The following is a 26,686-nucleotide window of genomic DNA, read 5'->3' as shown; positions in this document are numbered from 1 at the left end:
CTCAGGACTGCGAGACGCGCAACCGGGGGCGGGAGTCGTTCGCGATGGTTTCGCCGAACGGCCCCATGTTGACCGTGGTCGCCGCCTCGCGCCCCTTGGTCGCGGTCGGGAGCAGCGGCAGCACGAGCTCGGCGAAGCGGTAGGACTCCTCGAGGTGCGGATAGCCCGAGAGGATGAACGTGTCGATGCCGAGCGCCATGTACTCCTTCATGCGCGCCGCGACCGTCTCCGGATCGCCCACCAGCGCGGTGCCCGCGCCGCCGCGGACGAGGCCGACGCCCGCCCACAGGTTGGGGCTGACCTCCAGCTTGTCGCGGCGGCCGCCGTGGAGCGCCGCCATGCGCTGCTGCCCGACCGAGTCCATGCGCGCGTAGACCTTCTGCGCCGCCGCAATGGTCTCTTCGTCGAGGTGGCTGATCAGCTTGTCGGCGGCCGCCCAGGCCTCCTCGTTGGTCTCCCGCACGATCACGTGCAGGCGGATGCCATAGGTGACCTTGCGGCCGGCGGCCTCCGCCAGCGCGCGCACGCCGGCGATTTTCTCGGCGACGTTCGCCGGGGGCTCGCCCCAGGTGAGGTACTTGTCGATGGTGTTGGCCGCGACCTCGTTCGCCGCCGCCGACGAGCCGCCGAAATAGAGCGGGGGACCGCCTGCCTGATGGGAGGGGAACAGCAGCCGCCCGTCCTCGATCTGGATGTGCTCGCCCTTGTAATGCACAGTCTCGCCGGCGAGCAGCCGGCGGTAGACGTCGAGGAACTCGCGGGTCACCGCGTAGCGCTCGTCATGGTTCAGGAAGATGCCGTCGCCGGCGTTCTCCGCCGGATCGCCGCCGGTCACGACGTTGATCAGCAGCCGGCCGTCCGAGATCCGGTCGAGCGTCGCCGTCATGCGGGCCGCGAGCGTCGGCGACTGCAGGCCGGGCCGCACGGCGACGAGGAAGCGCAGCTTTTCGGTCAGCGGCGCGAGCGCCGAAGCGACCACCCACGAATCCTCGCAGGAGCGGCCGGTCGGCAGCAGCACGCCGTAGTAGCCGAGCTGGTCGGCCGCCTGCGCCACCTGGCGCAGATAGCCGAGGTCGACGTGGCGGCCGCCCTTCGACGTGCCGAGGTAACGTCCGTCGCCGTGGGTCGGCAGGAACCAGAGGACGTTTGCGGTGTCTGCGGCGTGTCCGGTCACTGCGCGGCCTCCGCGGTCTTGAGCTTCAGGACGGCGTCCTCGACGACGATCGGCTTCGGCAGGAGCTTGAGCTCGAGGAACGTGTCGGCGATGCGCTGCTGGGCGGCCACGACTTCGGGCGACAGCGGCCCGACGCCAAGTCCCAGCCGCGCGATCGCGGTGGCGAGCAGAGGCGCCGGGATGCCGACGAGCGGCGAGAGCTCGGCCGCGGCGGCCTTCGGGTCCTTGGCGACCCAGTCCTCGACCGCGCGCAGCTCGCTGATCACGACGCGCAGCACGTCCTCGTTGTCCTTGGCGTAGTCGCGCGAGGTCAGGAAGAACTGGTGGTTCTCGACGATGCCGTCGCCGGTCGTCAGCACCCGAGCGCCAGCGGCCTCGGCCGCCGCGAAGAACGGATCCCACACCGACCAGGCGTCGACCTTGCCGCTCTCGAACGCCGAGCGCGCGTCAGCCGGCGTCAGGAACGAGAGCTTCACGTCGGCGTAGGACACGCCGCCCTTCTCCAGCGCCTTCACCAGCAGGTAGTGGCTGTTCGAGCCCTTGGCGACGGCGATGTTCTTGCCCTTCAGCTCAGCCAGAGACTGGATCGGGCTGCCCTTCGGCACGAGGATCGCCTCGGCCTTCGGCGAGGGCGGATCGTTCGCCACATAGGCGAGCTTGGCGCTGGCGGCCTGGGCGAAGATCGGCGGCGCTTCGCCGGTGGTGCCGAAGTCGATCGCGCCGGCGTTCACCGCCTCGAGCAGCGGCGGGCCGAACTGGAACTCGGCCCACTTCACCGTCACGCCGAGCGGCTTGAGCTTCTCTTCGAGCGATCCCTTGCCCTTGAGCAGGATGAGGGTGCCGTACTTCTGGAACCCGATGCGAAACGTGCGCTCGGCGGCGTCGGCGGAGCTGGCTGCGCCGAGCGAGGCCAGGAGGAGAGCGGCGGCGAGCGTTCTGCCCGCGCGAAGACCGAAGGAGGACATTTCGAGGGTTCCTGAGGCGAGAGACCGGGACGGGCGTGCGGGGATCAGGCGGCGATCGCGGCCGGGCGGGCGAGGGCGCCCGCGGCCTCCGCGACCAGGTTGTCGACGCGGCGGGCGACGCCCTCGTTGACGACCCGGCCATCGACGATGTCGCGGTCGACGACGAAAACGGCGGTCGGCAGGGTGTGGGCGTCGAACGAGCCGAACAGCGGCCGGAGCTGGTGCTCGACCGAGAGCGCGTGGCGGTCGGAGCCGCCGGTCGCGAGCAGGGCGACAGGCACGCCGGCCAGCGCCTTGTAGTCGACGAGGTCGATCAGGTGCTTGAAGAAGCCGGTGTAGGAGCCTTTGTAGACAGGCGAACCGGCGACGATCAGGTCGGCGCTTTCGATCGCCTTGAGAGCGGCTTCGAGCGCCGGCGAGGCCGCGGCGCGGCTGAAGGCCTGGCCGAGGTCGGGGCCGATCTCGGCCACGTCGATCAGCGTGACGGCGCCGCCGGACCTGGACTGGATGCGGCCCGCGACGTCTTCCACGAGCCGGCGGGTGCGGGACGGCTGCGACAGGCTGCCGGTGATCGCGACGATGGACTTGCGGGTCATGCGTAGACCTCCTGGCGCGCGCGCTCCGGCGCGTCCTCGGCGTCGCCTGGGCGGGCGCCGGCGTTGAACAGCTGATCGAGGATGATCCCCTCGAGCCGCGCGAGCTCGGGCGAGCCGCGGCGGCGAGGGCGGGGCAGGTCGACGGCGAGGTCGAGCGCGATGGCGCCGTCCTCGACGAGCACCACGCGGTCGGCGAGCGCCAGCGCTTCCGAGACGTCATGGGTGACGAGCACGGCGGTGAAGCCCTGCTCGCGCCAGATGCGCTCGACCAGCGTCTGCATCTCGATCCGGGTCAGGGCGTCGAGCGCGCCGAGCGGCTCGTCCAGCGCCAGCAGGCGCGGATGGCTGACGAGCGCGCGGGCGAGCGCCACGCGCTGCTTCTGGCCGCCGGAGAGCGCGGAGGGCCATTCGCCCGCGCGGTCGGCGAGCCCGACCTCGGCGAGCGCGGCCTGCGCCGCCGCGCGGGCGGCGGCCTTGTCCGAGCGGTCGCCCACGCCGACGACGACGTTGTCGAGCACGCGGGCCCAGGGCAGCAGCCGCGGCTCCTGGAACATGATGCGCGCCGACCGCACGTTCGGCGCCGCGTCCGCCACCCGGACGTCGCCGGAGGTCGGCGCTTCGAGGCCGAGGATCGTGCGGAGCAGCGTGGACTTGCCGCAACCGCTCTTGCCGACGACGGCCACGAACTGTCCCGCCGGGATGTGCAGATCCACACCCTTCAGCACTGGCTTGGAGCCGAAGGCCTTGGACAGGCCGCGCAGGGTGACGGTCGCTCCCCTGCCGGCCACGCTGAGACGCGTCGGCTCGCCGGAGCGGCGGTCGGAGATCGGCGAGAAGGCTGCGGCGAGGCCGCGGGAGGCGAATGAACGCGAGGACAACGTGCGTGCGGTCATGCGGAACGTCCTTCAGCGGGCGAGGTAGGCGGGGTGCCAGGAGAGGGTCGCGCGCTCCAGCCAGCGGGCGACGCTGTCGGCGAGCTTTCCGAGCAGGGCGTAGATCACGATCGACAGCACAACGACGTCGACCAGCATGAACTCGCGGGCGTTCATCGCCATGTAGCCGAGGCCCGAGGAGGCCGAGATCGTCTCGGCGACGATCAGCGTCAGCCACATGATGCCGAGGGCGTAGCGCAGGCCGACGAAGATCGAGGGCAGGGCGCCCAGCAGCACCACGCGGAAGAACAGCTCGCGGCTCGTCATGCCGTAGGCGCGGCCCATCTCGACCAGCTGGGCGTCCACCGTGCGCACGCCGTGCAAGGTGTTGAGGTAGATCGGAAACGACACGCCGAGCGCCACGAGGAAGATCTTGGCGGTCTCGTCGATGCCGAACCACAGGATGACGAGCGGGATCATCGCGAGGTGCGGGATGGTCCGGATCATCTGCAGGGTCGGGTCGGTCAGCCGCTCGGAGAGCTTGGACAGGCCGTTGGCGAGACCGAAGGCGAAGCCTATGCCGCCGCCGATCAGGAAGCCGACGCCGGCGCGCCAGGCGCTGATGGCGATGTTGCTCCAGAGCTCGCCGGAGGCGCCGAGCCGCCAGCCGGCCGCCACCACGTCGGTCGGCGCCGGCAGCACTTCGGGCGGCACCTCGCCGAGTAGGGAGAGGCCCTGCCACACCACGATGAGCCCGACCGGAATGACGAAGGCCAGGAGGTTCTTGGCGTCGAAGCGCATGGTCAGGCTCCCGCGGTCCAGACCGCGTCGGCGACGACCACCGGCGTGGGGATCAGCCCCAGGCGGTGGAAGCGGTCGGCGTTGGCCTGCTGGGTCGCGACGATGTCGGGGGTGATCGGCCTCACGGCGTAGCCGGTGCGGGTCTGGGCGCGGCGCTGCGCCTCGACCGGGGTCTTGGTGGCGGCGGCGAAGAGATCGGCCACCTCGTCCTTGTGGGCGTCGGCCCAGGTCCCGACGCAGGCGAACTCCTCGATCACCGCCTTCAGCAGCGAGGGGTTCTCGGTCGCGAAGCCGCGGTTGGCGAGGGTGAAGCCGTTCTGGGGGCCGGCGTCGGCGCTGGAGGCGAGCACGCGGGCGCCGAGCGTCTGCTCGGCGATGGCGAAGAACGGGTCCCACACCGCCCAGGCGTCGACCGCCCCGCGGGAGAAGGCGGCCTGGCCGTCGGCGGGCGGCAGGTAGGCGGCCGTCACGTCGTCGAACGAAAGGCCAGCCTTTTCAATCAGCTGAACCGCGACGTTGTGGGCGCTGGAGCCCTTCGGGATCGCGATCCGCTTGCCCTTGAGCTCGGCGACGGAACGGAGCGGCGAGTCCTTCGGGACGAGGATCGCGGCGCCGGAGGCGGGATAGGTCGCGGCGTAGACGAAGCGCGCGCGGGCGGCCTGGGCGAAGATCGGGGGGGCGTCGCCGGTGGTTCCGACGTCGATCGAGCCGACGTTCAGCGCCTCCAGCAGCGGCGGGCCGAAGGTGAACTCGAGCCATTCGATCGTCACGCCCTCGGCCGCGAACCGCTCTTCCAGAGCGCGGCGGGTCTTGGCGATCAGGAAGACGCCGTTCTTCTGCAGGCCGATCCGGATCGTCTTCGCGTCGGCGCGCGCGGGGCGGGCGAAGGGGGCGGCGGATGCGGCGGCGAGCGCTCCGAGCGCGGTGCGGCGGGTTAACATGCGGTTAATCTCGGGTTTCATGTCCGGAGCGACGGAGCGCTCGATACGGACGGCGGCGTTTCAGGCGGGAACGTCGGTCAGCGCGAAGGTCGACAGCACATCGGATCGGGGCCTCGGCGTGGGTCGGTCGGCCGCGATCGTCGCCGCCACCGAGATATACCCATACATTCCATAGAACATGTCAACATTAAATCCGCGGACCACCTCCGCGGCCTGTGAACCGCGTGCGACGGATGGCGGGCGCGCGGGCGCGCAGGGATGGGTTAGGAAGGAGGCCACGCGCTCCCGGCCGCGAATCGCCGCCGGGAGCGCGCCCCGCGACATTGCTCGGCCAGGGAGGTCGTCCGTGCCCAATCCGCCGCCCGCCGTCCCTGCGCCGTCCCGGTCCGCCGGCTTCGGCCTGAAGCGCTTCTCGTCGGGCGTGCTCGGCTACGCCTCCGGCCTGCCGTTGCTGCTGGTCGGAAGCACCTTCGCGTTCTGGCTGCGGGAATCGGGCGTCAGCGTGCAGGTCATCGGCCTGCTGTCCTGGGCGAGCATCGCCTACAGCCTGAAGTTCCTGATCGCGCCGGCCATGGACGCCTACAGCCTCGGGCCGCTCGGCCGGGCGCTGGGGCGGCGGCGGGCGTGGATCTTCGCGGCGCAGGTCTGCGTCGCGGCCGGCCTCGCCGCCATGGCCTTCGGCGACCCCGCGGCCAACCTCGCGCTCGCCGCCGTCGGCTGCTTCGCGACCGCCGCCGCCTCCGCCACCCAGGACGCGGCCGTGGACGGCTGGCGCGTCGAGGCGGCGGGGCCGGACGAGCAGGGCCTGCTGGTCGCGGCCTACCAGCTCGGCTACCGAATGGCGATGCTCACCGCCGGCGCCGGCGCGCTCTACCTCGCCACCGGGTTCGGCTGGATCGGCGCCTATGGCGGGATGGCGGCGGTCATGGCGCTGGTCGCGTGCCTGACGCTGACCATCATTCCCTCGACCGACCGGGACGCCGCGCGGCCTGAGCCCACGAGCGCCGGCTCGGCGCTGGCCGCGCCGCTGCGCGACCTGGTCGCGCTGGTCGCGGCCACGCCGCTCACGACGCTCGCGCTGATCGGGCTCTACCGGGTGCCGGACCAGCTCGCCAACGTGATGTCGTCGCCGCTCTACAAGGACCTCGGCTTCACCAACCCCGAGATCGCCAACGTCACCAAGATCTTCGGCGTCATCCTCGGCATCGCGGGCGCCTTTCTCGGCGGCTTCCTGCTGAAGAGCTTCAGCGTGCGGACGGTGCTGATCGTCGGCATCGTCGCCTCGGCCGCGACCAACCTGTTCTACACGGCGCTCTCGGCCTCCGGGCACAGCATGGCGATGCTCACCGCCACCATCAGCTTCGACAACGTGGCCTCCGCGGTCGCGGGCACCGCGCTGATCGCCTTCATGTCGAAGCTTGCGGCCTCCGAGTTCTCCGCCACCCGCTACGCCGTGCTGAGCTCGATCTACGCGCTTCCGGGCCACCTGCTCGCCGGCGGCTCCGGCTTCGGGGTCGCGGCGCTCGGCTACGGACCCTACTTCGTCATCACCTTCCTCACGGGCCTGCCCGCGCTCTTGCTTTGCCTGTGGCTTCCGCGCGAAAGCAGGGCCCCGCGGACTGCGGCGGCCGACGCCGCGTCCTGATCGCGCCTGAAGGATCTAAAAGGAGACGTTCATGTCCAACCGCATCGTCCTGCGCGCCGGCGAGGCGCTCGTCGCCGGCGGGCCTCCCGGCACCGCGGCCGAGCCCGAAGTCGTCATCGGCGAACTCGACGGTCCGGTCGGCACGGCGCTCGCGACCCTGACGGGCGACCAGGTCGCCGGCCACACCCGCGTGTTCGCGCTGCTGAACACCGACATCATGGTGCGGCCCGTGACGCTCTGCGTCTCCAAGGTCACCGTCGACAACCCGCGCTACACCAACATCCTGATGGGCACGGTGCAGTTCGCGATCGCGAACGGCGTGCTCGACGCCGTGCGCGAGGGGCTGATCCCGAAGGAGAAGGCCAACGACCTCGGCATCATCTGCTCGGTCTGGCTCGCGCCCACCATCGTCGACGTCGAGAACCTCGACCACAAGGTCCTGTTCGACATCCACCGCAAGGGCATGACCCAGGCGATCCGGAAGGCCATGTCGAACGAGCCGACCATCGACTGGCTGCTGGAGAACCAGGAGCGGATCACTCACAAGTACTACCAGATGGGCCTCGACGGTAAGGTCTGAGTCCGAACCGCGCGGGAGGGGAGGCGCGTTCTTCCCTCCCGCGCCATCGTTGCGGTCCGAGTTGCAGGAGGTTCCGATGCGCGTCCTCGCCCGGGCGGCGCGGCGTCTCGCGACGGTCGCCGCCGTCTTCTGTCTTGGAAGCGCGAGCGCCGGCGCCGACGAGGACCCGCTCGCGCGCATTGTCGGCGACACCATCCGCGCGCTGATGGCCGAGCACGACGTGCCCGGCATGGCGGTCGGGATCGTCGTCCGCGGCGAGAGGCGCGTCTTCGCCTACGGCGTCGCGTCCAGGGCGGACGGCCGCAAGGTGACGGCCGACACGCTGTTCGAGGTCGGCTCCGTCAGCAAGACCTTCACCGCGACCCTTGGAGCCTACGCGCAGGCGCGCGGCGCGCTCGCGCTGTCGGACATGGCGAGCGATCGGCTGCCGGCGCTCGCCGGCACGGGCTTCGACCGGATCAGCCTGCTCGACCTCGCGACCTACGCGGCCGGCGGCCTCCCGCTGCAGTTTCCGGGCGCGGTCGACGCCCCCGAGGCGATGATCGCCTTCTACCGCGGCTGGCGTCCCGCGTTTCCGCCGGGCGCGCGGCGGCTCTACTCCAACCCGAGCATCGGCCTGTTCGGCCACATCGCGGCGCGCAGTCTCGGGCGTCCGTTCGAGGCGGTCATGCCGGAGGCGATCTTCGCGCCGCTCGGCCTGAAAAACACCTTCCTGCGGGTCCCCGCCGCGCGCATGGCCGACTACGCCTGGGGCTACGTCGGAGACGGCGCGGCGGTGCGGGTGAGGCCGGGCATGCTCGACGCCGAGACCTACGGGATCAAGACGACCGCCTCCGACCTGATCCGCTTCGTCGCCGCGAACATCAACGGCGCAGATCTGGACGACGCCCTGCGTCGGGCGATCGCCGACACCCATCTCGGCCACTTCGACGTCGGCCCCATGGTCCAGGGGCTCGGATGGGAGATGATCGCCCCTCCGGCGACGCTCGAGCGCCTGCAGGCGGCGAACGCGCGGGAGATCATTCTCGAGCCGCAGCCGGTGCGCCGGCTCGATCCGCCGCGGCCTCCCGAGCCGGGCGCCCTGTTCGACAAGACCGGCTCGACCAAAGGCTTCGGCGCCTATGTCGTCTTCGCGCCCTCGCAGGGGGTTGGCGTGGCGCTGCTGGCGAACCGGAACTACCCGATCCCCGCCCGCGTGGCCGCGGCCCACCGCATCCTGTCCGCGCTCGGCGCCGTCGCGCCCTGAGCGCGATCGGGCGCTCCTTGACGCCATGAATCCCGGAATCCCGCCGTCGTTCCGGGCTTGCCCCGGAACCCATCATCCCGCCAGCGCAGGACAACCTCGAGCGGCGTGGGTATGGGCCACGGGACAAGCCCGGGGCGACGGCGGAGCGTGAGGCGCGGTCCCCGAGGCCGCCGGCGGCGCAAGCCAAAGAACGGCGGGCCGGGAGAGACCCCGGTCCGCCGCCCGATCGTCAGCGCGCGGCCGTCAGCAGCAGCGCATCACCCCGGTCCGCCCGCCGCCGCCGTAGCGGCGGTCGGTGGCGTCCCGGAAGAAGGCGGAGCGGGTCATCGGCTCCGTCTCCGGATGGGTCGCCCGGATGTGGGCGACGTAGCGATCGTAGTCCGGCACCCCGACCATCAGATGCGCGGTCTCCCGCGCCGCCCGGCAGGCGCAGACCAGCGGGTCGAGCTTGAGGCGGACGGACTGCAGCGCCTGGCGCATCGGTTCACTCCGCCGGCGCGACGTGCGCGTCGTTGGCGGTGACGCCGTCGGACTTCAGGGCGATGAAGATCCACTTCAGCCCGAAGAACACCATGGCGATCACCACCGACATGAAGGCGATGGTGAGACCGGCGTTGACGTAGTCGTTGAACACGATGCGGCCCATCTGCTCCACCGTCTTCGCCGGGGCCAGAATCTGGCCCGCGGCCGCCGCGTCGCCGAACTTCCGGGCGTGCGCCAGGAAGCCGATGGCGGGCGAGGGGTGGAACAGCTTCTCGGCGCCCGCGGTGAGCGTGCAGATCAGCAGCCACACCGTCGGGGCGATCGTGACCCAGGCGTAGCGCTGCCGCTTCATCTTGAACAGCGCGACCGTGCACAGCATCAGGGCGATCGCCGCCAGCATCTGGTTGGAGATGCCGAACAGCGGCCACAGCGTGTTGATGCCGCCGAGCGGATCGATGACGCCCTGGTAGAGGAAGTAGCCCCAGGCCGTCACCGCGATCGCCGTGGCGATCACGTTCGCCGTCCACGACTTGGTGTCCCGGAAGGACGGCACGGCGTTGCCGACGAGGTCCTGGATCATGAAGCGGCAGACGCGCGTGCCGGCGTCGACCGTGGTCAGGATGAACAGGGCCTCGAACAGGATGGCGAAGTGGTACCAGAACGCCATCAGCGCCTCGCCGCCGATGAGCTGCGAGAGGATGTGCGACATGCCGACGGCGAGCGTCGGCGCGCCGCCGGCGCGCGACAGGATGGTGCTCTCGCCCACCTGCTGGGCGATCAGCGTCAGGTCGGCGGGCGTCACGACGAAGCCCCAGGCCGAGACGGCGGCGGCGGCGCTTTCCGGCGTCGTGCCGATCAGCGCGGCCGGGCTGTTCATGGCGAAGTAGATGCCGGGGTCGAGCACCGAGGCCGCGATCAGCGCCATGATGGCGACGAAGCTCTCGGTGAGCATCGCGCCGTAGCCGATGAAGCGGGCCTGGGTCTCGTTCTCGATCAGCTTCGGCGTCGTGCCGGAGGCGATCAGCGCGTGGAAGCCCGAGACGGCGCCGCAGGCGATGGTGATGAACAGGAAGGGGAACAGCGAGCCGGCGAACACCGGGCCGGTGCCGTCGATGAACTTGGTGACCGCCGGCATCTTCACGTCCGGCATCACCACGAGGATGCCGATGGCGAGACCCACGACCGCGCCGATCTTCAGGAAGGTCGAGAGGTAGTCGCGCGGCGCGAGCAGCAGCCACACCGGGATCACCGAGGCCACGAAGCCGTAGCCGATGATCATCAGGGCGATGGCCTCGCCCTTGAAGGTGAACAGCGGCGCGAGCGTCGGGCTTTCCGCCACGTGCTGGCCGTAGACGATCGAGGCCATCAGCAGCACGACGCCGATGACGGAGATCTCGCCGACGTGGCCGGGGCGCAGGTAGCGCCCGTAGAGCCCCATGAACAGCGCGATCGGGATCGTCGCCGCCACGGTGAACATGCCCCAGGGCGAGCCCACCAGCGCCTTCACGACCACGAGCGCGAGCACCGCCAGCAGGATCACCATGATCAGCAGGATGCCGATCTGCGCGATCATGCCCGCGGTCTGCCCCATCTCCTGGCGGATGATGTCGCCGAGCGAGCGGCCGTCCCGGCGGGTCGAGAGGAACAGGACGATGAAGTCCTGCACCGCGCCGGCGAACACGACGCCGACGATGATCCACAGCGTGCCGGGCAGGTAGCCCATCTGCGCCGCGAGCACGGGGCCGACCAGCGGGCCCGCGCCGGCGATGGCCGCGAAATGGTGGCCGAACAGCACGTATTTGTTGGTCGGAACGTAGTCGAGCCCGTCGTTCAGACGGGTCGCCGGCGTCGCGTATCGGGAATCGAGCCGCAGCACCTTGTTCGCGATGAACAGGCCGTAATAGCGGTAGGCGACGAGGTAGCTGCAGACCGCCGCGACGACGATCCAGAGCGCGCCGATCGATTCGCCGCGGTGGAGCGCGACGGTGCCGAGCGCAAAGGCGCCGATCAGGGCGAGCGCTATCCAGGGTGCATGGGAACGTATGGCTGTCATCGGGGCCCTCCCGGCCAAGCCGCGGGCGCCATCTTTTCAATTGTTCCGCCCGCTTACGTTCTTCCATAAGCCCATCCGTCGATGAAGGTAAACGGTCGACTGACAGGCGCGTGACGAAATATCCGATCGCGTTCAAGACGCGTGCGCGCTTCCCCGCGTAAGGCTATGATCCCGCTCGCGGACGCCGAGACGGCCGCGACGTGGACATGCGATGCTCGACAAGCTGGACTTTCTCCTCGCCCTCGCACAGGAGCGGCACTTCGGTCGCGCGGCCGAGACCTGCGGCGTGACTCAGCCCACGCTGTCGGCCGGGGTGAAACAGCTCGAGGACGCCCTCGGCGTGCGCCTGGTCGAGCGCGGCTCGCGCTTCCACGGCTTCACCCCCGAGGGCCAGCGCGCGCTGGAATGGGCGCGCCGGATCGTCGGCGACGCCCGCGCCATGCGCCAGGACATCGACGCGCTGAAGCGCGGGGTCGTCGGGCATCTGCGGATCGCGGTGATCCCGACCGCGCTGCCGATGGTGGCGCAGCTCACCACGCCCTACCGCGCGCAGCACCCCGACGTCCGCTTCACGATTTTGAGCAGCACCTCGCTCGACATCGGCGCCGCGCTCGACAATCTCGAGGTCGATGCCGGCATCACCTATCTCGACAACGAGCCGCTGGGCCGGGTGTCCGTCACGCCGATCTGGCGGGAGGGCTACCGCCTCATCACCGCCGCCGACGGCGAGTTCGGCGCGCAGGAGACGGTCACCTGGCGGGACGTCGGCCGGCTGCCGCTCTGCCTGCTGACGCCGGACATGCAGAACCGCCGGATCGTGGAGACGCTGCTGCGCGAGGCGGGCGCCTCGCCTTCGCCGACGCTCGAATCGAACGACACGGTCGTGCTGCTCAGCCATGTCCGCACCGGCGCCTGGTCGAGCGTGCTGCAGCAGAGCTTCACGGACGTCATGGGCCTGCCGCCGAACATCCGGTCGATCCCGATCGTCGACCCGGAGGTCGTGCACACGGTGGGGCTGGTGGTGCCGCATCGCGACCCGACCACGCCGGCCACCACCGCCTTGGTGGCCACGGCGAAAGCGCTCGCGGCGCGCCTCGCGTCAGTGTAGCCGAATACCCTCTTTTTGACGCGAAGATCCACCTGCACGATAGATATGTTCTATCGCGTAACGGAACACGCCCATTGATGCGGGAGGGAGAAGGACCCACTCTTTAGAACAACAAGAATTCAATATGGAGGATGCGCGGACCATGACGACGGGTCATATCGTCTCAGGATCGCGCCATGCGCACGAAGCGTGGTCGCCGACCCGAGGACGCGAGATCATCGCGGACCACCTGCCGCTCGAAGGAGCGACGCTGCCCATCCTGCACGCCCTGCAGGAGACCTTCGGCTACGTGCCGCAGGATGCGATCCCGCTGATCGCCGACGCGATGAACCTGTCGCGCGCCGAGGTGCACGGCACCTTCACCTTCTACCATGATTTCCGGCACGAGCCGGCCGGCAAGCACGTCGTCAAGATCTGCGTCGCCGAGGCCTGCCAGGCCGCCGGCGGCCACGTCACGTCCGCGAAGGTCGGCGAGGCGCTGGACTGCGCCTATGGCGAGACCCGCGCCGACGGGCAGGTCACGCTCGAACCCATCTATTGCCTGGGCCTCTGCGCCTGCGCGCCGGCGGCCATGGTGAACGGCCGCCTGATCGGCCGGCTGGACGACGAGGCGATCGACGAGATCGCCGCGGAGGTGCGCTCATGACGGCCCGCATTTACGTTCCCTGCGACGCCGCGGCTGTCGCGCTCGGCGCCGACAAGGTCGCGAAGGCCTTCGCCGACGCCTTCGCGGCGCGGGGCCTGGACGTACAGATCGTCCGCAACGGCTCGCGCGGCATGTTCTGGCTCGAGCCGCTGGTCGAGGTCGTGACCCCCTTCGGCCGCCGCGTCGGCTACGGCCCGGTCAAGCCGCGCGACGTCGACGCGCTGATCGACGGCGGGCTGCTCGAAGGGCGGGGCGGTCCGCTCTACCTCGACAACGTCGAGAAGATCCCGTTCTTCGCCAAGCAGGAGCGCTTCACCTTCAAGCGCGTCGGCCTCACCGACCCGGTCTCGCTCGACGACTATCTCGCCCACGGCGGCTACAAGGGCCTCGAGCGCGCCATCGCGATCGGCCCGTCCGAGACCGTCGAGCAGGTGTTCGAGAGCGGCCTGCGCGGCCGCGGCGGCGCGGGCTTCCCGACCGGCATCAAGTGGCGCACCGTCGCCGCCTGCGCGCCGGGCAAGAAGTACATCGTCTGCAACGCCGACGAGGGCGACAGCGGCACCTTCGCCGACCGGATGATCATGGAGGGCGACCCCTTCCAGCTGATCGAGGGCATGACCATCGCCGGCGTCGCGGTGGGCGCGGACAAGGGCTACGTCTACTGCCGCTCCGAGTATCCGCACGCCGTCGCCGCCATGAACAAGGCGGTCGCCGCGGCGCGCAAGGCCGGCTACCTCGGCTCCCGCATCGCGGGCTCCGAGTACGACTTCGACATGGAGATCCGCGTCGGGGCCGGGGCCTACGTCTGCGGCGAGGAGACCTCGCTGCTGGAAAGCCTCGAAGGCCGCCGCGGCCTCGTCCGCGCCAAGCCGCCGCTGCCGGCCCACAAGGGCCTGTTCGGCAAGCCGACGGTGATCAACAACGTCATCTCGCTGGCCTCCGTCCCCTTCATCATGGCCGAGGGCGCCAAGGCCTACGCCGACGTCGGCTTCGGCCGCTCGCGCGGCACCATGCCGATCCAGCTCGCCGGCAACGTCAAGCACGGCGGCCTCTACGAGATCGCGTTCGGCGTCACGCTGGGCGAACTGGTCGAGGAGGTCGGCGGCGGCACGTTCACCGGCCGCCCGGTGCGCGCGGTGCAGGTCGGCGGCCCGCTCGGCGCCTACTTCCCGCGCGAGCTGTTCGACACGCCGTTCGACTACGAGGCCTTCGCCAAGAAGGACGGCCTGATCGGCCACGGCGGGATCGTGATCTTCGACGACAGCGTCGACATGGCCAAGCAGGCCCGCTTCGCGATGGAGTTCTGCTCGGTCGAGAGCTGCGGCAAGTGCACGCCCTGCCGCATCGGCTCCACCCGCGGCGTCGAGGTGATGGACAAGATCATCGCCGGCGTCGAGCGCGAGAAGAACCTGACGATCCTGGAAGACCTGTCCAACACGATGAAGTTCGGCTCGCTGTGCGCTCTCGGCGGCTTCACTCCCTATCCCGTGATGAGCGCGCTCACCCATTTCCCCGAAGATTTCGGCCGCGGCTCCGTGCCGATGGCTGCCGAGTGAGGAGGAACTGATGTCCCTCGTCCATGAGACCGACTACGGCACGCCGCTCTCCAAGTCCGAGAAGATGGTGACTCTCACCATCGACGGCGAAAAGATCACGGTGCCCGAAGGCACCTCGATCATGCGCGCCGCGATGGAGGCCGGAAACGCCATTCCGAAGCTCTGCGCCACCGACAGCGTCGAGGCCTACGGCTCCTGCCGCCTGTGCCTCGTCGAGATCGAGGGCCGCGGCGGCACGCCCGCGTCCTGCACCACGCCCGCGATGGACGGCCTGGTGGTGAAGACCCAGACCCCGCGGCTGAAGCAGCTCCGCAAGGGCGTGATGGAGCTCTACATCTCCGATCACCCGCTCGACTGCCTCACCTGCGCCGCCAACGGCGACTGCGAACTGCAGGAGCAGGCGGGCGTCGTCGGCCTGCGCGAGGTGCGCTACGGCTACGAGGGCGACAACCACCTCGTCTCCAAGAAGGACGAGTCGAACCCCTACTTCACCTACGACCCGTCGAAGTGCATCGTCTGCTCGCGCTGCGTCCGGGCCTGCGAGGAGGTGCAGGGCACCTTCGCGCTGACGATCTCGGGCCGCGGCTTCGAGAGCCGCGTGTCGGCCGGCATGAACGAGCCGTTCCTGCAGTCGGAGTGCGTGTCCTGCGGCGCCTGCGTGCAGGCCTGCCCGACCGCGACCCTGCAGGAGAAGTCGGTCATCGAGATCGGCACGCCGGAGCACTCCGTCGTGACCACCTGCGCCTATTGCGGCGTCGGCTGCTCCTTCAAGGCCGAGATGCGCGGCGACGAGCTCGTGCGCATGGTCCCCTGGAAGGACGGCAAGGCGAACCACGGCCACTCCTGCGTCAAGGGCCGCTTCGCCTACGGCTACGCCAGCCACAAGGAGCGCATCCTCAAGCCGATGATCCGCGCCAAGATCACCGATCCGTGGCGTGAAGTGTCGTGGGAGGAGGCGATCGAATACACCGCCTCCGAGTTCAAGCGCATCCAGGGCAAGTACGGCCGCTCGTCGATCGGCGGCATCACCTCCTCGCGCTGCACCAACGAGGAGACCTACCTCGTCCAGAAGCTGGTCCGCGCCGGCTTCGGCAACAACAACGTCGACACCTGCGCCCGCGTCTGCCACTCGCCGACCGGCTACGGCCTGAAGACGACCTACGGCACCTCGGCCGGCACGCAGGACTTCGACTCGGTCGACGACAGCGACGTGATCTTCGTCATCGGCGCCAACCCGACCGACGGCCACCCGGTGTTCGCGAGCCGCATGAAGAAGCGGCTGCGCGACGGCGCCCGGCTGATCGTGGCGGACCCGCGCCGGATCGACCTGGTGAAGAGCCCGCACATCCGCGCGGACTACCACCTGCCGCTGAAGCCCGGCACCAACGTCGCGCTGGTCACGGCGATGGCCCACGTCATCGTCACCGAGGGCCTGATCGACGAGGCCTTCGTCCGCGAGCGCGGCGACCTGGAGACCTTCCAGGACTGGGCGGCGTTCGTGTCCGAGGAGCGGCATTCGCCCGAGGCCACCGAAAGCACCACCGGCGTGCCGGCGAACATGGTGCGCGGCGCGGCGCGGCTCTACGCCACCGGCGGCGACGCGGCGATCTACTACGGTCTCGGCGTCACCGAGCACAGCCAGGGCTCGACCACCGTCATGGCGATCGCGAACCTCGCGATGGCGACCGGCAACATCGGCCGGCGCGGCGTCGGCGTGAACCCGCTGCGCGGCCAGAACAACGTGCAGGGCTCGTGCGACATGGGCTCGTTCCCGCACGAGTACCCGGGCTATCGCCACGTCTCCGAGGACGGCGTGCGCGAGATGTTCGAGACGCTGTGGGGCGTGCCGCTGGACCCGGAGCCGGGCCTGCGCATCCCGAACATGCTGGACGCGGCCGTCGACGGCACGTTCAAGGGCCTCTACGTGCAGGGCGAGGACATCGCCCAGTCCGATCCGGACACCTATCACGTCACTTCCGGCCTCGCGGCCATGGAGTGCGTGGTGGTGCAGGACCTGTTCCTGAACGAGACCGCGAACTACGCCCACATCTTCCTGCCGGGCTCCTCGTTCCTCGAGAAGGACGGCACCTTCACCAACGCCGAGCGCCGCATCCAGCGGGTGCGCAAGGTGATGGCCCCCAAGGCGGTCTACGCCGACTGGGAGGTGACGCTGCTCATCGCCAAGGCGATGGGCTACGAGATGGACTACAGCCACCCGTCCGAGATCATGGACGAGATCGCGGCCTCGACCCCGAGCTTCGCGGGCGTCTCGTTCGCGGCGCTCGAGCAGAAGGGCTCGATCCAGTGGCCGTGCAACGAGGAGGCGCCGGACGGCACGCCGATCATGCACATCGGCCACTTCGTGCGCGGCAAGGGCAACTTCGTCATCACCGAGTACGTCGGTACCGACGAGAAGGTGGGGCCGCGGTTCCCGCTGCTCCTCACCACCGGCCGCATCCTCAGCCAGTACAACGTCGGCGCGCAGACCCGCCGCACGGAGAACTCGCGCTGGCACGAGGAGGACCGCCTGGAGATGCACCCGGTGGACGCCGAGGATCGCGGCGTGCGCGACGGCGACTGGGTGGCGCTGCGCAGCCGCGCCGGCGAGACGAGCCTCCGGGCTCTGATCACCGACCGCGTCGCGCCGGGCGTGGTCTACACCACGTTCCATCACCCGAACACGCAGGCGAACGTCATCACCACCGACTTCTCGGACTGGGCGACCAACTGCCCCGAGTACAAGGTGACGGCGGTGCAGGTGTCGCCTTCGAACGGCCCGAGCGCCTGGCAGGAGGGCTACGAAGAGCACTCCGACCTCAGCCGCCGGATCCTGCCGGTGGCGGCGGAGTAAGAGCGTCCGCCGGGCGGGCCGCCGCCCGACGACACACGTCATCCCGGACGACGGCGGAAGCCGTCGATCCGGGATCGTCTTCCGGAACCAGCACGCGTCGCTTGCGCGGTGAGGACTGAGGCGCGTCGTCCTCCGGCGTGACCGGAGGACCCATCGTCGGCGTCGAGCTCCACGTCGGACGTGGATGGTCCGGTCAAGCCGGACCATGACGCGCTTGATGTTTTGACCAGGAGCCCAATCCTCTCCGACATGACCACCGTTCCGCCCCCCATCGTCCGCCTCTCCCGCGCCGTCTGGCGCGACGGGACCGTGCGCGAGACGTCGGAGCGGGCGACGCCGGCGGAAACGCCGATCGCGCTGGTCTATGACGGCGGCACGCAGGCGGTGATGATGGCCTCGCCGACCGACGTCGAGGACTTCGCCGTCGGCTTCAGCCTGACCGAGGGCATCGTCGGGTCCGCCGCCGAGATCGAGAGCCTCGAGGTCGTGGACCAAGGCATCGGGCTGGAAGCGCGCATGTGGCTCGCGAAGGACCTGTCGCGCTCGCTCAGCGCCCGCCGCCGGAGCCTCGCGGGACCGACGGGCTGCGGCCTCTGCGGCATCGACAGCCTGGAACAGGCGGTGAAGCCCGCGCGCCGGGTCTCCGCCGAGGCGATCTTCACGGCGACAGACGTGCACGAGGCGCTCGAGGCGCTGTCGCGGGCGCAGACCCTGAACTTCGCCACCCGCGCGGTCCATGGCGCCGGCTTCTACCGGCCGGGACAGGGGCTCGTCGCCGCGCGCGAGGACGTCGGCCGCCACAACGCGCTCGACAAGCTCGCCGGCCATCTCGCCCGCACGGGCGAGGACGCCGCGAACGGCTTCATCGTGCTGACCAGCCGCGTCTCGGTCGAGATGATCCAGAAGGCCGCCGTGATCGGCGTCGGCCTCGTGGTGGCGGTCTCCGCCCCGACCGCTCTCGGCGTGCGCATGGCGGAGGAGGCCGGGATCACGCTGGCCGCCATCGCCCGCGGCGACGGCTTCGAAGTCTTCACCCACCCCCATCGCATCGTCGCGGACACGGCGCCGGAGAGCGCCGTCCGCCTGAGCTGAGGAAACCGCCATGGCCCACGCCCACGAAGCCCGTCCGGGCGTCCCCGAGATCGAGGGCCGCGAGCACAAGTCGACGCTCGACCGCCTGATCTACATGGCGAACCAGATCGGCTGGTTCTTCAACAGCCAGCCCGAAGCCAAGCGCGTTCCCGGACTCGTTGACCACATCCAGCACTTCTGGGACCCGCGGATGAAGAGCGAGATCTTCGAGCACGTGGGCAAGGGCGGGGCGGGCCTCGAGCCGGCGCCGCTGGAGGCGCTCAAGGTGCTGAAGGCTGCGCATGAGGGGAAGCAGGCCACCCGGGGCGAGGCCGAGCGCGTGCCGACGCCCGAGCCGCGCACGGGCGAGGCGCCGCTCGAAGTGACCGAGAACGGCCGCGGCTGATCCTGACGGGTCCCGACGCCCCGCGCCCGTGTCCCGGACCTGATCCGGGATCCGGGCTTGTGGCGCGCTCGCGGCAAGGCGCGAGGCCTGCGCCCGTCGCATAAGCGAGGATGGGCGTCGGGCGCCAGGCTCCCGTCCGGGACGCCGCGGGGCGAGCGACCTCCCGGGCCGCAGAAAGTGGCCATTTGGTCACAATCGTTTCCTCGCGCGTGTTTCTACGCATTTCCACGGAGTCCTTGCGGGGCCGGAGTCCGCGATAAGCGGCGATCTGGTCCCGGAGACTCACGATGCGACTCATGCCGCCTCTCGCCGCCGTCGTTCTCGCGAGCGGCCTCGCCGCCTGCGTGAATCATCCGCCGCTCGTCGAGCGCGCGTCCTATGTCGACAAGGTCGACGTCACGGTCCGTCCGGCGGTCAACTCGACGACGCTCGCGGAAGTGGTGCGCCAGCGCCTGCGCGGGCAGGCGGGCCGCTTCGGCCGCACGGGCGCGCCGAAGGACATCCAGGTCGCCGTCACCAACCTGCACTACAAGGACCCGGCGCTGTCGCTGCTGATCGGCGACGCCAACCACATCGCGGCGCACGTGAGCGTCCGCGACGCGCAGAGCGGCAAGTCGCACGGCGAGTTCGAAGTCACGGCGATGGACAACGCCGCCATCAACGGCGTGATCGGCGCGGCGATGGCGGCCACCCAGAACAAGGCCGAGGTCGACCGCGCCCTCGCCAACGGCCTCGCCCGCAACGTGCTCGAGCGGGTCTACGGCACCGACGTCTCGAAGCAGGTGTTCGCGCAGCCCTACGCCGAGCCGGTCGAGACCGCTCCGGCCGCCGGCCCCGCGGCGGTTCCCGCGGCTCCGAAGCCCGCGCCGAAGGCGGCTCCCGCAAAGCCCAAGGAGCCGAAGACGGCGATGGTCGAGGCGCCCGCCGCCCGCTGACGGCGGCGCCCGCCTCGATCCATTGTCGACGTTGCGGCGCAACAGACCGCGGGGTACGCCGTCCTGACGATCCTCAAGACGGCGGAGCCTCGGGCGGACATGAAGGACATCGTAGCGGAGCTCGAGCAGCGCCGGGCGACCGCCCGGCTCGGCGGCGGCCAGAAGCGGATCGACGCCCAGCACGCCCGGGGCAAGCTCACCGCGCGCGAACGGCTGGAGATCCTGCTCGATCCCGGCTCGTTCGAAGAATACGACATGTTCGTCCAGCACCGCTCCCATGACTTCGGCATGGAGAAGCAGACCATCCCGGGCGACGGCGTGGTCACCGGCTGGGGGACGGTCAACGGCCGCAAGGTCTTCGTGTTCGCCAAGGACTTCACGGTGTTCGGCGGCTCGCTCAGCGAGACCCACGCCCAGAAGATCCTGAAGATCCAGGACATGGCGATCCGCAACCGGGCGCCGATCATCGGCCTGTTCGACGCCGGCGGCGCGCGCATCCAGGAGGGCGTCGCGGCGCTCGGCGGCTACGGCGAGGTGTTCCAGCGCAACGTGCTGGCCTCGGGCGTCATCCCGCAGATTTCGCTGATCATGGGCCCCTGCGCCGGCGGCGACGTCTATTCGCCCGCGATGACCGACTTCATCTTCATGGTCCGCGACCGCTCCTACATGTTCGTCACCGGACCGGACGTGGTGAAGACCGTCACCAACGAGACGGTGACCTCGGAGGAGCTCGGCGGCGCCAAGGTCCACACCACCAAGTCCTCGATCGCCGACGGCGCCTACGACAACGACGTCGACGCGCTGATCGAGATGCGCCGGCTGATGGACTTCCTGCCAGGCAACAACAAGGAGGGCGCGCCGGAGTGGCCGTCCTTCGACGACCCCGAGCGCTACGATCCCTCGCTCGACACGCTGATCCCGGACAACCCGAACAAGCCCTACGACATCAAGGAGCTGATCCTGAAGACGGTCGACGAGGGCGACTTCTTCGAGATCCAGGCCGATTTCGCGAAGAACATCGTCACCGGCTTCGGCCGCATGGACGGCCGCACTGTGGGCTTCGTCGCGAACCAGCCGATGGTGCTGGCCGGCGTGCTGGACAGCGACGCCTCCCGCAAGGCGGCGCGGTTCGTCCGCTTCTGCGACTGCTTCGAGATCCCGATCGTGACCTTCGTCGACGTTCCCGGCTTCCTGCCGGGAACCGCGCAGGAGTACGGCGGCCTGATCAAGCACGGCGCCAAGCTTCTGTTCGCCTACGCCGAGGCGACCGTGCCGAAGGTGACGGTCATCACCCGCAAGGCCTTCGGCGGCGCCTACGACGTCATGGCGTCGAAGCATCTCCGCGGCGACGTGAACTACGCCTGGCCCTCGGCCCAGATCGCCGTGATGGGCGCCAAGGGCGCGGTCGAGATCATCTTCCGCGGCGCCGACGCCGAGGGCATCGCCGCCAGGACGAAGGAGTACGAGGACCATTTCCTCACGCCCTTCATCGCGGCCGAGCGCGGCTACATCGACGAGGTGATCAAGCCCCGCTCGACCCGCCGCCGGGTGGCGCGGGCGCTCGCGATGCTGCGCGGCAAGCGCCTTGAGAACCCGTGGAAGAAGCACGACAACATCCCGCTCTGAGCGGCGATCGAGCGTTTCGACGAGACGAAAAAAAGGCCCGCGCCGGGGTTCGGTCGCGGGCCTTTTCACGTTCCGGACCGCCCGCGGCCGGCCCTCGGCGTCCCACTTTGAAACGAGGGCGGGGGGGCTTGATCAACGCATTCTCGCCAATTTTAACGAATCGTTAACTTTCGACTCGATTCGCGCCCCCGTTAACGGCTCATTAGCCATGAGCGAGCGCGTGGACCTCTCCCGTCCGAGCCCTGCGCCCCCGAGGGGGCGCGCGGTCCCGTCTCTCGCTCGTGTGGCGGTAGAGGCGAGGTACGATCATGGTCGCATTGGACGCAGCGTCCGGCGGAGGCTCCCGCGAGGGCGCGCTGTCGCATCCGAAGGCGGGGATCAAGGTCGGCGGGCCCGACGCGCTCTGGAAGCGTCTGGAGTACGGCACGCTGATCGGCGGCATGGGCCTCGGCGCCATGTTCGGCGTGTGGTGGATGTTCACGCATGAGATGACCTGGATCGAGTGGACCTCGCTCGGCGTCGGCTACGTGATCATCAACGTCGGCGTCGGCATGGGCTACCACCGCTACTTCACCCACCGCAGCTTCGAGACCTCGACGCCGATGCGCTACGCGATCGGCATCCTGGCGCAGCTCTGCTGCCAGGGCTCGGTGCTGCGCTGGGTCGCCGACCACCGCCGCCACCACGCGCACGCCGACCAGTGCGGCGACGTGCACAGCCCCGTCGTCGACGGCCTGTGCAACAACGAGGGCACGCTGAAGGGCCTGTTCCACAGCCACATCGGTTGGCTGGCGGACTCCACTACGACCGACCTCGACGTCTTCGCGCGCGACCTGCAGCAGGACCCGGTGATCATGTGGTGCCACCGCACCCGCTGGTTCTGGGCCTTCGTCTCCATGGCCGGCGCGCCGTTCCTGTTCGGCTACGCCTTCGGCGGCCTCGAGCACGGCATCGGCTCCATGCTGGTCGGCGGCTTCCTGCGCACCTTCCTGTTCCTCAACATCGTGCTGGCGGTGAACTCGATCGGCCACACCTTCGGCTCCGAGCGGTTCGACAACCACAGCCACGCCAAGAACAACTGGATCCTTGCGCTGCTGACCTTCGGCGACGGCTGGCACAACAACCACCACAAGCACCCGCGCAACGCCTACGCCGGCCTCGCCTGGTACGAGATCGACGTCAACGGCTACATCATCTCCGGGCTCGAGAAGCTCGGGCTGGTGTGGAACGTGGTGCGCGTGCCCAACGCCCGGGCCGACTAAGGCGGTTTCGCGTCAGATGAACGCGACGGCGTTTCCCGCTCCGCCGTCGCCCCGGGCTTGTCCCGGGGCCTATAAGCCCGCCGGTCGAGATCAGTCTCCGCCGGCGGGCTTATGGCTTCCGGGACTTCGCCCGGAATGACGGCGGGATTCACTGCGTCAACGAGACCGAAGCGGCTCTAGGACCTGACCGGCTAGGGCTCCCCGTCATGCCCGCGCCTGTGCGCGGGCTCCACGACGTCCGCGCGGCGCGCGATGACCGGGTCATGGATCCCCGGCTTCGCCGGCATGACGGCCCGTCGGTCACCGGCAATCGCGCGCGGCGGTCCTGGCCGCCCGGCCGCGGCGACGGAGCGCGGGGCGCGCGGGGCTGCTTCCTGCGCGGCCGGCCTTCGCATCCCTTCGCGGTCGCGGTAGTGTGACGCCGTCACGACCGTCGGGTCGGCTGGGGCGTCACGCGTATGCTTGTTCTGATCGTCGCCATCGGCACCTATGGCGACGTGCTGCCCTTCATCGCCGCCGGCGCCGAGCTGGCGCGCCGTGGCCACGAGGTGGCGCTGTGCGCGCCGGCGCCGTTCGGCGACGCGGCGCGGCGCGCGGGCCTCGACTTCGCGCCCGCCATGAGCGCCGAGGAGTACGAGAAGCGCTTCGGCCATCCGACGTTCTGGACGCCGTGGCGCGGCGCGCGCCGGCTGTTCCGGCAGGCGGCGCGGTCGCTGCCCGAGACCTACCGCTTCGTCGCCGAACGCCGCCGGCCTGGCGACACCGTCGTGGTCGGCTCGACGCTGGCCATCGGCGCGCGGGTGGCCTTCGACGCCTTCGGCGACCCGCTGATCTCCGTGCACCTCTCGCCGCTCACGATCCAGACCCGGCACGACGCCCCCCGCACGCCCGGCCTTCCCATGCCGCGCTGGCTCCATGCCGGGCTGAAGTGGGAGCTGCAGCTCGGGTCCGACGCCTACTTCGTCAACCCGGTCGTCCTGCCGCGGCTCAACGCGTTTCGCGCCACGCTCGGGCTCGGGCCGGTGCAGCGGCTGCGCTACTGGTGGAACTCGCCGGTGCGGGTCGCCGCCATGTTTCCCTCCTGGTTCCACCCCGCCCAGCCCGACTGGCCGGCGCAGACCGTGCAGATCGGTTTCCCCGAGGCCGGCCGCGAAGGCGGCAAGGCGAGGGGGCTCGATCCCGCGCTGGAGGCCTTTCTCGCCGCCGGCGAGCCGCCGGTGCTGGTGACCTTCGGTTCGACCCGGCGCGACACCGAACGGCTCTACCGCGTCGCGATCGCCGCCTGCGCGCGCCTCGGCCGCCGCTGCCTCGCGCTGTCGCAGACGCCGATCGAGGACGGCGGGGAGGGGCGCGCGGACGTTCATGTCGCGCGCTACGCGCCCTTGCCGGAGGTGCTGCCGCGCTGCGCCGCAATCGTCCACCACGGCGGCGTCGGCACCATGGCGCAGGCCTTCGCGGCGGGCGTGCCCCAGCTCGTCGCGCCCCTGGCCTTCGACCAGGCCGACCACGCGATCCGCGTGGCGAAGCTCGGCTGCGGCGCGGCGTTCCGCACCGGCTGGTTCGACGAGCGCCGCGCGGCGCGGCTTCTCGGCGTGCTGCTGCGCTCGGAACGGGTGCGCGCCCGCTGCGCGGAGGTCGCCGCCGCCTGCGACGGGCCGGGCGCGCTCGGGCGGCTCTGCGACGAAATCGAGAGCCTCGCCCCCGCGCGCGCCGCGGGAAGGCAGGTCGACGTTCGCCCTTAGTGTGTGTGGACGCTCGATGCTGCGGCGCCTAAGAACGTGACGAGTTCTCGCCCGCCGGTCCTTCGGGAGTCCCGATCTCGATGTTCAAGAAAATCCTCATCGCCAACCGCGGCGAGATCGTCTGCCGCGTGATCAAGACGGCGCGCCGCATGGGGATCGCGACCGTCGCGGTCTATTCCGACGCGGACAAGGACGCGCTCCACGTCGAGATGGCGGATGAGGCGGTGCACATCGGGCCGGCCCCGGCGTCGCAGTCCTATCTCGTGATCGAGAAGATCATCGCGGCCTGCAAAGAGACCGGCGCCGAGGCGGTGCACCCCGGCTACGGCTTCCTGTCGGAGCGGGCCGCCTTCGCCGAGGCGCTCGCGGCGGAAGGCATTGTGTTCATCGGGCCGAACCCGCACGCGATCGAAGCCATGGGCGACAAGATCGAGTCGAAGAAGGCGGCGGCCGCGGCCAACGTCTCGACCGTGCCCGGCAACCTCGGCGTGATCGAGAGCACCGAGGAGGCGGTCCGGATCGCCGACGAGATCGGCTATCCCGTGATGATCAAGGCCTCGGCCGGCGGCGGCGGCAAGGGCATGCGGATCGCCTATTCCGCGGACGACGTGGCGGAGGGCTTCCGCGCGTCGAAGTCGGAGGCCAAGTCCTCGTTCGGCGACGACCGCGTTTTCATCGAGAAGTTCATCGTCAACCCGCGCCACATCGAGATCCAGGTGCTGGGCGACAAGCACGGCAACGTCGTCTACCTCGGCGAGCGCGAGTGCTCGATCCAGCGCCGCAACCAGAAGGTGGTCGAGGAGGCCCCGTCGCCGCTGCTCGACGAGGCCACCCGCCGCGCCATGGGCGAACAGTCGGTCGCGCTCGCGAAGGCCGTCGGCTACGACTCCGCCGGCACGGTGGAGTTCGTCGCGGGGCAGGACAAATCGTTCTACTTCCTCGAGATGAACACCCGCCTGCAGGTGGAGCACCCCGTGACGGAGCTCGTCACCGGCGTCGATCTCGTCGAGCAGATGATCCGCGTCGCGTACGGCGAGAAGCTCGCCATCACCCAGGACGACGTCAAACTCACCGGCTGGGCGGTGGAGAGCCGCATCTACGCCGAGGACCCCTACCGCAACTTCCTGCCGTCGATCGGCCGGCTGAAGACCTACCGGCCGCCGGTCGAGGAGAGCGCGGGCGGGATCACGGTGCGCAACGACACCGGCGTCACCGAGGGCGGCGAGATCTCGATCCACTACGATCCGATGATCGCGAAGCTCATCACCCATGGCCCGGACCGCCTGACCGCCATCAAGGCGCAGGCGGACGCGCTGGACGCCTTCGCGATCGACGGCATCCAGCACAACATTCCCTTCCTCACCGCCCTCATGGAGCATCCCCGCTGGCAGGAAGGCCGGCTCTCCACCGGCTTCATCGCCGAGGAGTTCCCGGACGGCTTCGCGCCGGCCAGGCCCGACGGCGAGATCGCCGCGACGCTGGTCGCCGTCGCCGCCCAGATCGACTGGCTGACCATGGAGCGCCGGCGCGCGATCTCGCACCAGCTGCGGCGCGGCGCGGCCACCAAGGAGATGCTCCGCACCATCCTGCTCGACGGCGCGCCCACCCGGGTGGAGACGCGGCCCGACGGCGACGCGGTCGCGGTGCGCCTGGTCGACGAGGACGACGGAGGCGAGGGCCGCGTTTACCGCGTGGCGACCGACTGGAAGCCGGGCGAGCCGGTGTGGCGCGGCGAGATCGACGGCAAGCCGGTCTCCGTGCAGGTGCGCAAGCACCCGCCCGCGGGCTGGGACCTCGCCCACCGCGGCGTCTCGGTCGTCGCCCGCATCCACGGCGCCCGCATCGCCGAGCTGCTGGCGATGATGCCGGAGAAACAGGTCGCCGACACCTCCAAGCTGCTGCTCTGCCCGATGCCGGGGCTCGTGGTCTCGATCGCGGTGGAGGAGGGCCAGGAGGTCAAGGCCGGCGAGATCCTCGCCGTCGTCGAGGCCATGAAGATGGAAAACGTCCTCCGCGCCGAGCGCGACGGCAAGATCGCCAAGATCAACGCCAAGCCGGGCGACAGCCTGGCGGTGGACGCGGTGATCCTCGAGCTGGAATGAGGCTCTCCTGGGGGTTCAGGAGCCG

At 70.1% G+C, this 26,686-nt stretch carries 22 protein-coding genes; 14 read left to right on the top strand and 8 right to left on the bottom strand.

Going from position 1 to position 26,686, the window contains the following annotated elements:
* Position 1: 1 nt before the first annotated feature.
* Genes ssuD through JOD31_RS03670 form a run of 6 tightly spaced genes read right to left on the bottom strand, consistent with a single transcriptional unit; the run spans position 2 to position 5,349 of the window.
* Entirely contained in the window at positions 2 to 1,174 is a 1,173-nt protein-coding gene (gene ssuD / locus JOD31_RS03695) for an FMNH2-dependent alkanesulfonate monooxygenase (protein WP_204948932.1), read from the bottom strand.
* Positions 1,171 to 2,139: a sulfonate ABC transporter substrate-binding protein gene (locus JOD31_RS03690; RefSeq protein ID WP_204948931.1), complete on the bottom strand. Its 969-nt coding sequence runs from the start codon at positions 2,137 to 2,139 to the stop codon at positions 1,171 to 1,173. Before JOD31_RS03690 ends, ssuD begins: the two co-directional genes overlap by 4 nt.
* Before the next feature lie 44 nt (positions 2,140 to 2,183).
* On the bottom strand, positions 2,184 to 2,735 hold the full coding sequence (msuE, locus tag JOD31_RS03685; RefSeq protein WP_204948930.1) for an FMN reductase: 552 nt from the start codon (positions 2,733 to 2,735) through the stop codon (positions 2,184 to 2,186).
* On the bottom strand, positions 2,732 to 3,628 hold the full coding sequence (locus JOD31_RS03680; RefSeq protein ID WP_204948929.1) for an ATP-binding cassette domain-containing protein: 897 nt from the start codon (positions 3,626 to 3,628) through the stop codon (positions 2,732 to 2,734). Before JOD31_RS03680 ends, msuE begins: the two co-directional genes overlap by 4 nt.
* Before the next feature lie 12 nt (positions 3,629 to 3,640).
* The gene (gene ssuC, locus JOD31_RS03675; protein ID WP_204948928.1) at positions 3,641 to 4,408 is read right to left on the bottom strand and encodes an aliphatic sulfonate ABC transporter permease SsuC; all 768 of its coding nucleotides are present in this window, start codon (positions 4,406 to 4,408) and stop codon (positions 3,641 to 3,643) included.
* A 2-nt stretch (positions 4,409 to 4,410) separates the two neighbouring features.
* Positions 4,411 to 5,349 (bottom strand): aliphatic sulfonate ABC transporter substrate-binding protein, encoded by a 939-nt coding sequence (locus JOD31_RS03670; protein ID WP_204949334.1) that lies wholly within the window; start codon positions 5,347 to 5,349, stop codon positions 4,411 to 4,413.
* Positions 5,350 to 5,695: 346 nt separating this feature from the next.
* Between JOD31_RS03670 and JOD31_RS03665 the strand changes: the two genes are divergently transcribed.
* From JOD31_RS03665 to ampC, 3 genes are all read left to right on the top strand, one after another.
* A complete protein-coding gene (locus JOD31_RS03665; protein WP_204948927.1) occupies positions 5,696 to 6,994 on the top strand; it encodes an AmpG family muropeptide MFS transporter in 1,299 nt (432 codons plus the stop codon).
* 31 nt (positions 6,995 to 7,025) lie between these two features.
* A complete protein-coding gene (locus JOD31_RS03660) occupies positions 7,026 to 7,574 on the top strand; it encodes a formaldehyde-activating enzyme (RefSeq protein ID WP_020184602.1) in 549 nt (182 codons plus the stop codon).
* Between the two features lie 76 nt (positions 7,575 to 7,650).
* Positions 7,651 to 8,820: a class C beta-lactamase gene (ampC, locus tag JOD31_RS03655; RefSeq protein WP_204948926.1), complete on the top strand. Its 1,170-nt coding sequence runs from the start codon at positions 7,651 to 7,653 to the stop codon at positions 8,818 to 8,820.
* Positions 8,821 to 9,063: 243 nt separating this feature from the next.
* Here ampC and JOD31_RS03650 read toward each other — a convergent pair whose 3' ends face one another.
* Positions 9,064 to 9,300, bottom strand: coding sequence for a YbdD/YjiX family protein (locus JOD31_RS03650; protein WP_020184605.1), 237 nt, complete (start codon positions 9,298 to 9,300; stop codon positions 9,064 to 9,066).
* Between the two features lie 4 nt (positions 9,301 to 9,304).
* Positions 9,305 to 11,356, bottom strand: coding sequence for a carbon starvation CstA family protein (locus JOD31_RS03645; RefSeq protein ID WP_204948925.1), 2,052 nt, complete (start codon positions 11,354 to 11,356; stop codon positions 9,305 to 9,307).
* A gap of 211 nt (positions 11,357 to 11,567) precedes the next feature.
* Between JOD31_RS03645 and JOD31_RS03640 the strand changes: the two genes are divergently transcribed.
* The 11 genes from JOD31_RS03640 to JOD31_RS03590 all read left to right on the top strand — a co-directional run bounded on the left by JOD31_RS03640 (position 11,568) and on the right by JOD31_RS03590 (position 26,661).
* On the top strand, positions 11,568 to 12,464 hold the full coding sequence (locus JOD31_RS03640) for a LysR family transcriptional regulator (RefSeq protein WP_204948924.1): 897 nt from the start codon (positions 11,568 to 11,570) through the stop codon (positions 12,462 to 12,464).
* Positions 12,465 to 12,606: 142 nt separating this feature from the next.
* On the top strand, positions 12,607 to 13,110 hold the full coding sequence (locus tag JOD31_RS03635; protein WP_024816265.1) for a formate dehydrogenase subunit gamma: 504 nt from the start codon (positions 12,607 to 12,609) through the stop codon (positions 13,108 to 13,110).
* Positions 13,107 to 14,666: a formate dehydrogenase beta subunit gene (locus tag JOD31_RS03630; RefSeq protein ID WP_204948923.1), complete on the top strand. Its 1,560-nt coding sequence runs from the start codon at positions 13,107 to 13,109 to the stop codon at positions 14,664 to 14,666. The genes JOD31_RS03635 and JOD31_RS03630 overlap by 4 nt, the downstream gene beginning before the upstream one ends.
* Positions 14,667 to 14,676: 10 nt before the next feature.
* Positions 14,677 to 17,517, top strand: coding sequence for a formate dehydrogenase subunit alpha (fdhF, locus tag JOD31_RS03625; protein WP_204948922.1), 2,841 nt, complete (start codon positions 14,677 to 14,679; stop codon positions 17,515 to 17,517).
* A gap of 249 nt (positions 17,518 to 17,766) precedes the next feature.
* Positions 17,767 to 18,609, top strand: a complete 843-nt coding sequence (gene fdhD, locus JOD31_RS03620; protein ID WP_204948921.1) for a formate dehydrogenase accessory sulfurtransferase FdhD — start codon at positions 17,767 to 17,769, stop codon at positions 18,607 to 18,609.
* A gap of 10 nt (positions 18,610 to 18,619) precedes the next feature.
* Positions 18,620 to 18,994: a formate dehydrogenase subunit delta gene (locus JOD31_RS19710; RefSeq protein ID WP_204948920.1), complete on the top strand. Its 375-nt coding sequence runs from the start codon at positions 18,620 to 18,622 to the stop codon at positions 18,992 to 18,994.
* Positions 18,995 to 19,290: 296 nt separating this feature from the next.
* Positions 19,291 to 19,929: a hypothetical protein gene (locus JOD31_RS03610; RefSeq protein ID WP_204948919.1), complete on the top strand. Its 639-nt coding sequence runs from the start codon at positions 19,291 to 19,293 to the stop codon at positions 19,927 to 19,929.
* Positions 19,930 to 20,028: 99 nt separating this feature from the next.
* Entirely contained in the window at positions 20,029 to 21,555 is a 1,527-nt protein-coding gene (locus JOD31_RS03605) for an acyl-CoA carboxylase subunit beta (protein ID WP_204948918.1), read from the top strand.
* Positions 21,556 to 21,863: 308 nt separating this feature from the next.
* On the top strand, positions 21,864 to 22,817 hold the full coding sequence (locus JOD31_RS03600) for an acyl-CoA desaturase (RefSeq protein ID WP_204948917.1): 954 nt from the start codon (positions 21,864 to 21,866) through the stop codon (positions 22,815 to 22,817).
* A gap of 458 nt (positions 22,818 to 23,275) precedes the next feature.
* Positions 23,276 to 24,559: a glycosyltransferase gene (locus JOD31_RS03595; RefSeq protein ID WP_204948916.1), complete on the top strand. Its 1,284-nt coding sequence runs from the start codon at positions 23,276 to 23,278 to the stop codon at positions 24,557 to 24,559.
* A gap of 80 nt (positions 24,560 to 24,639) precedes the next feature.
* Positions 24,640 to 26,661, top strand: a complete 2,022-nt coding sequence (locus tag JOD31_RS03590; protein ID WP_204948915.1) for an acetyl-CoA carboxylase biotin carboxylase subunit — start codon at positions 24,640 to 24,642, stop codon at positions 26,659 to 26,661.
* Positions 26,662 to 26,686 lie beyond the last annotated feature (25 nt).

This window comes from Methylopila capsulata (assembly GCF_016907975.1).
Taxonomy (GTDB): Bacteria; Pseudomonadota; Alphaproteobacteria; order Rhizobiales; family Methylopilaceae; genus Methylopila; species Methylopila capsulata.
The sequence above is the reverse complement of the archived record's forward strand: the minus strand, read 5'-3'. Positions and strand labels throughout refer to the sequence as shown.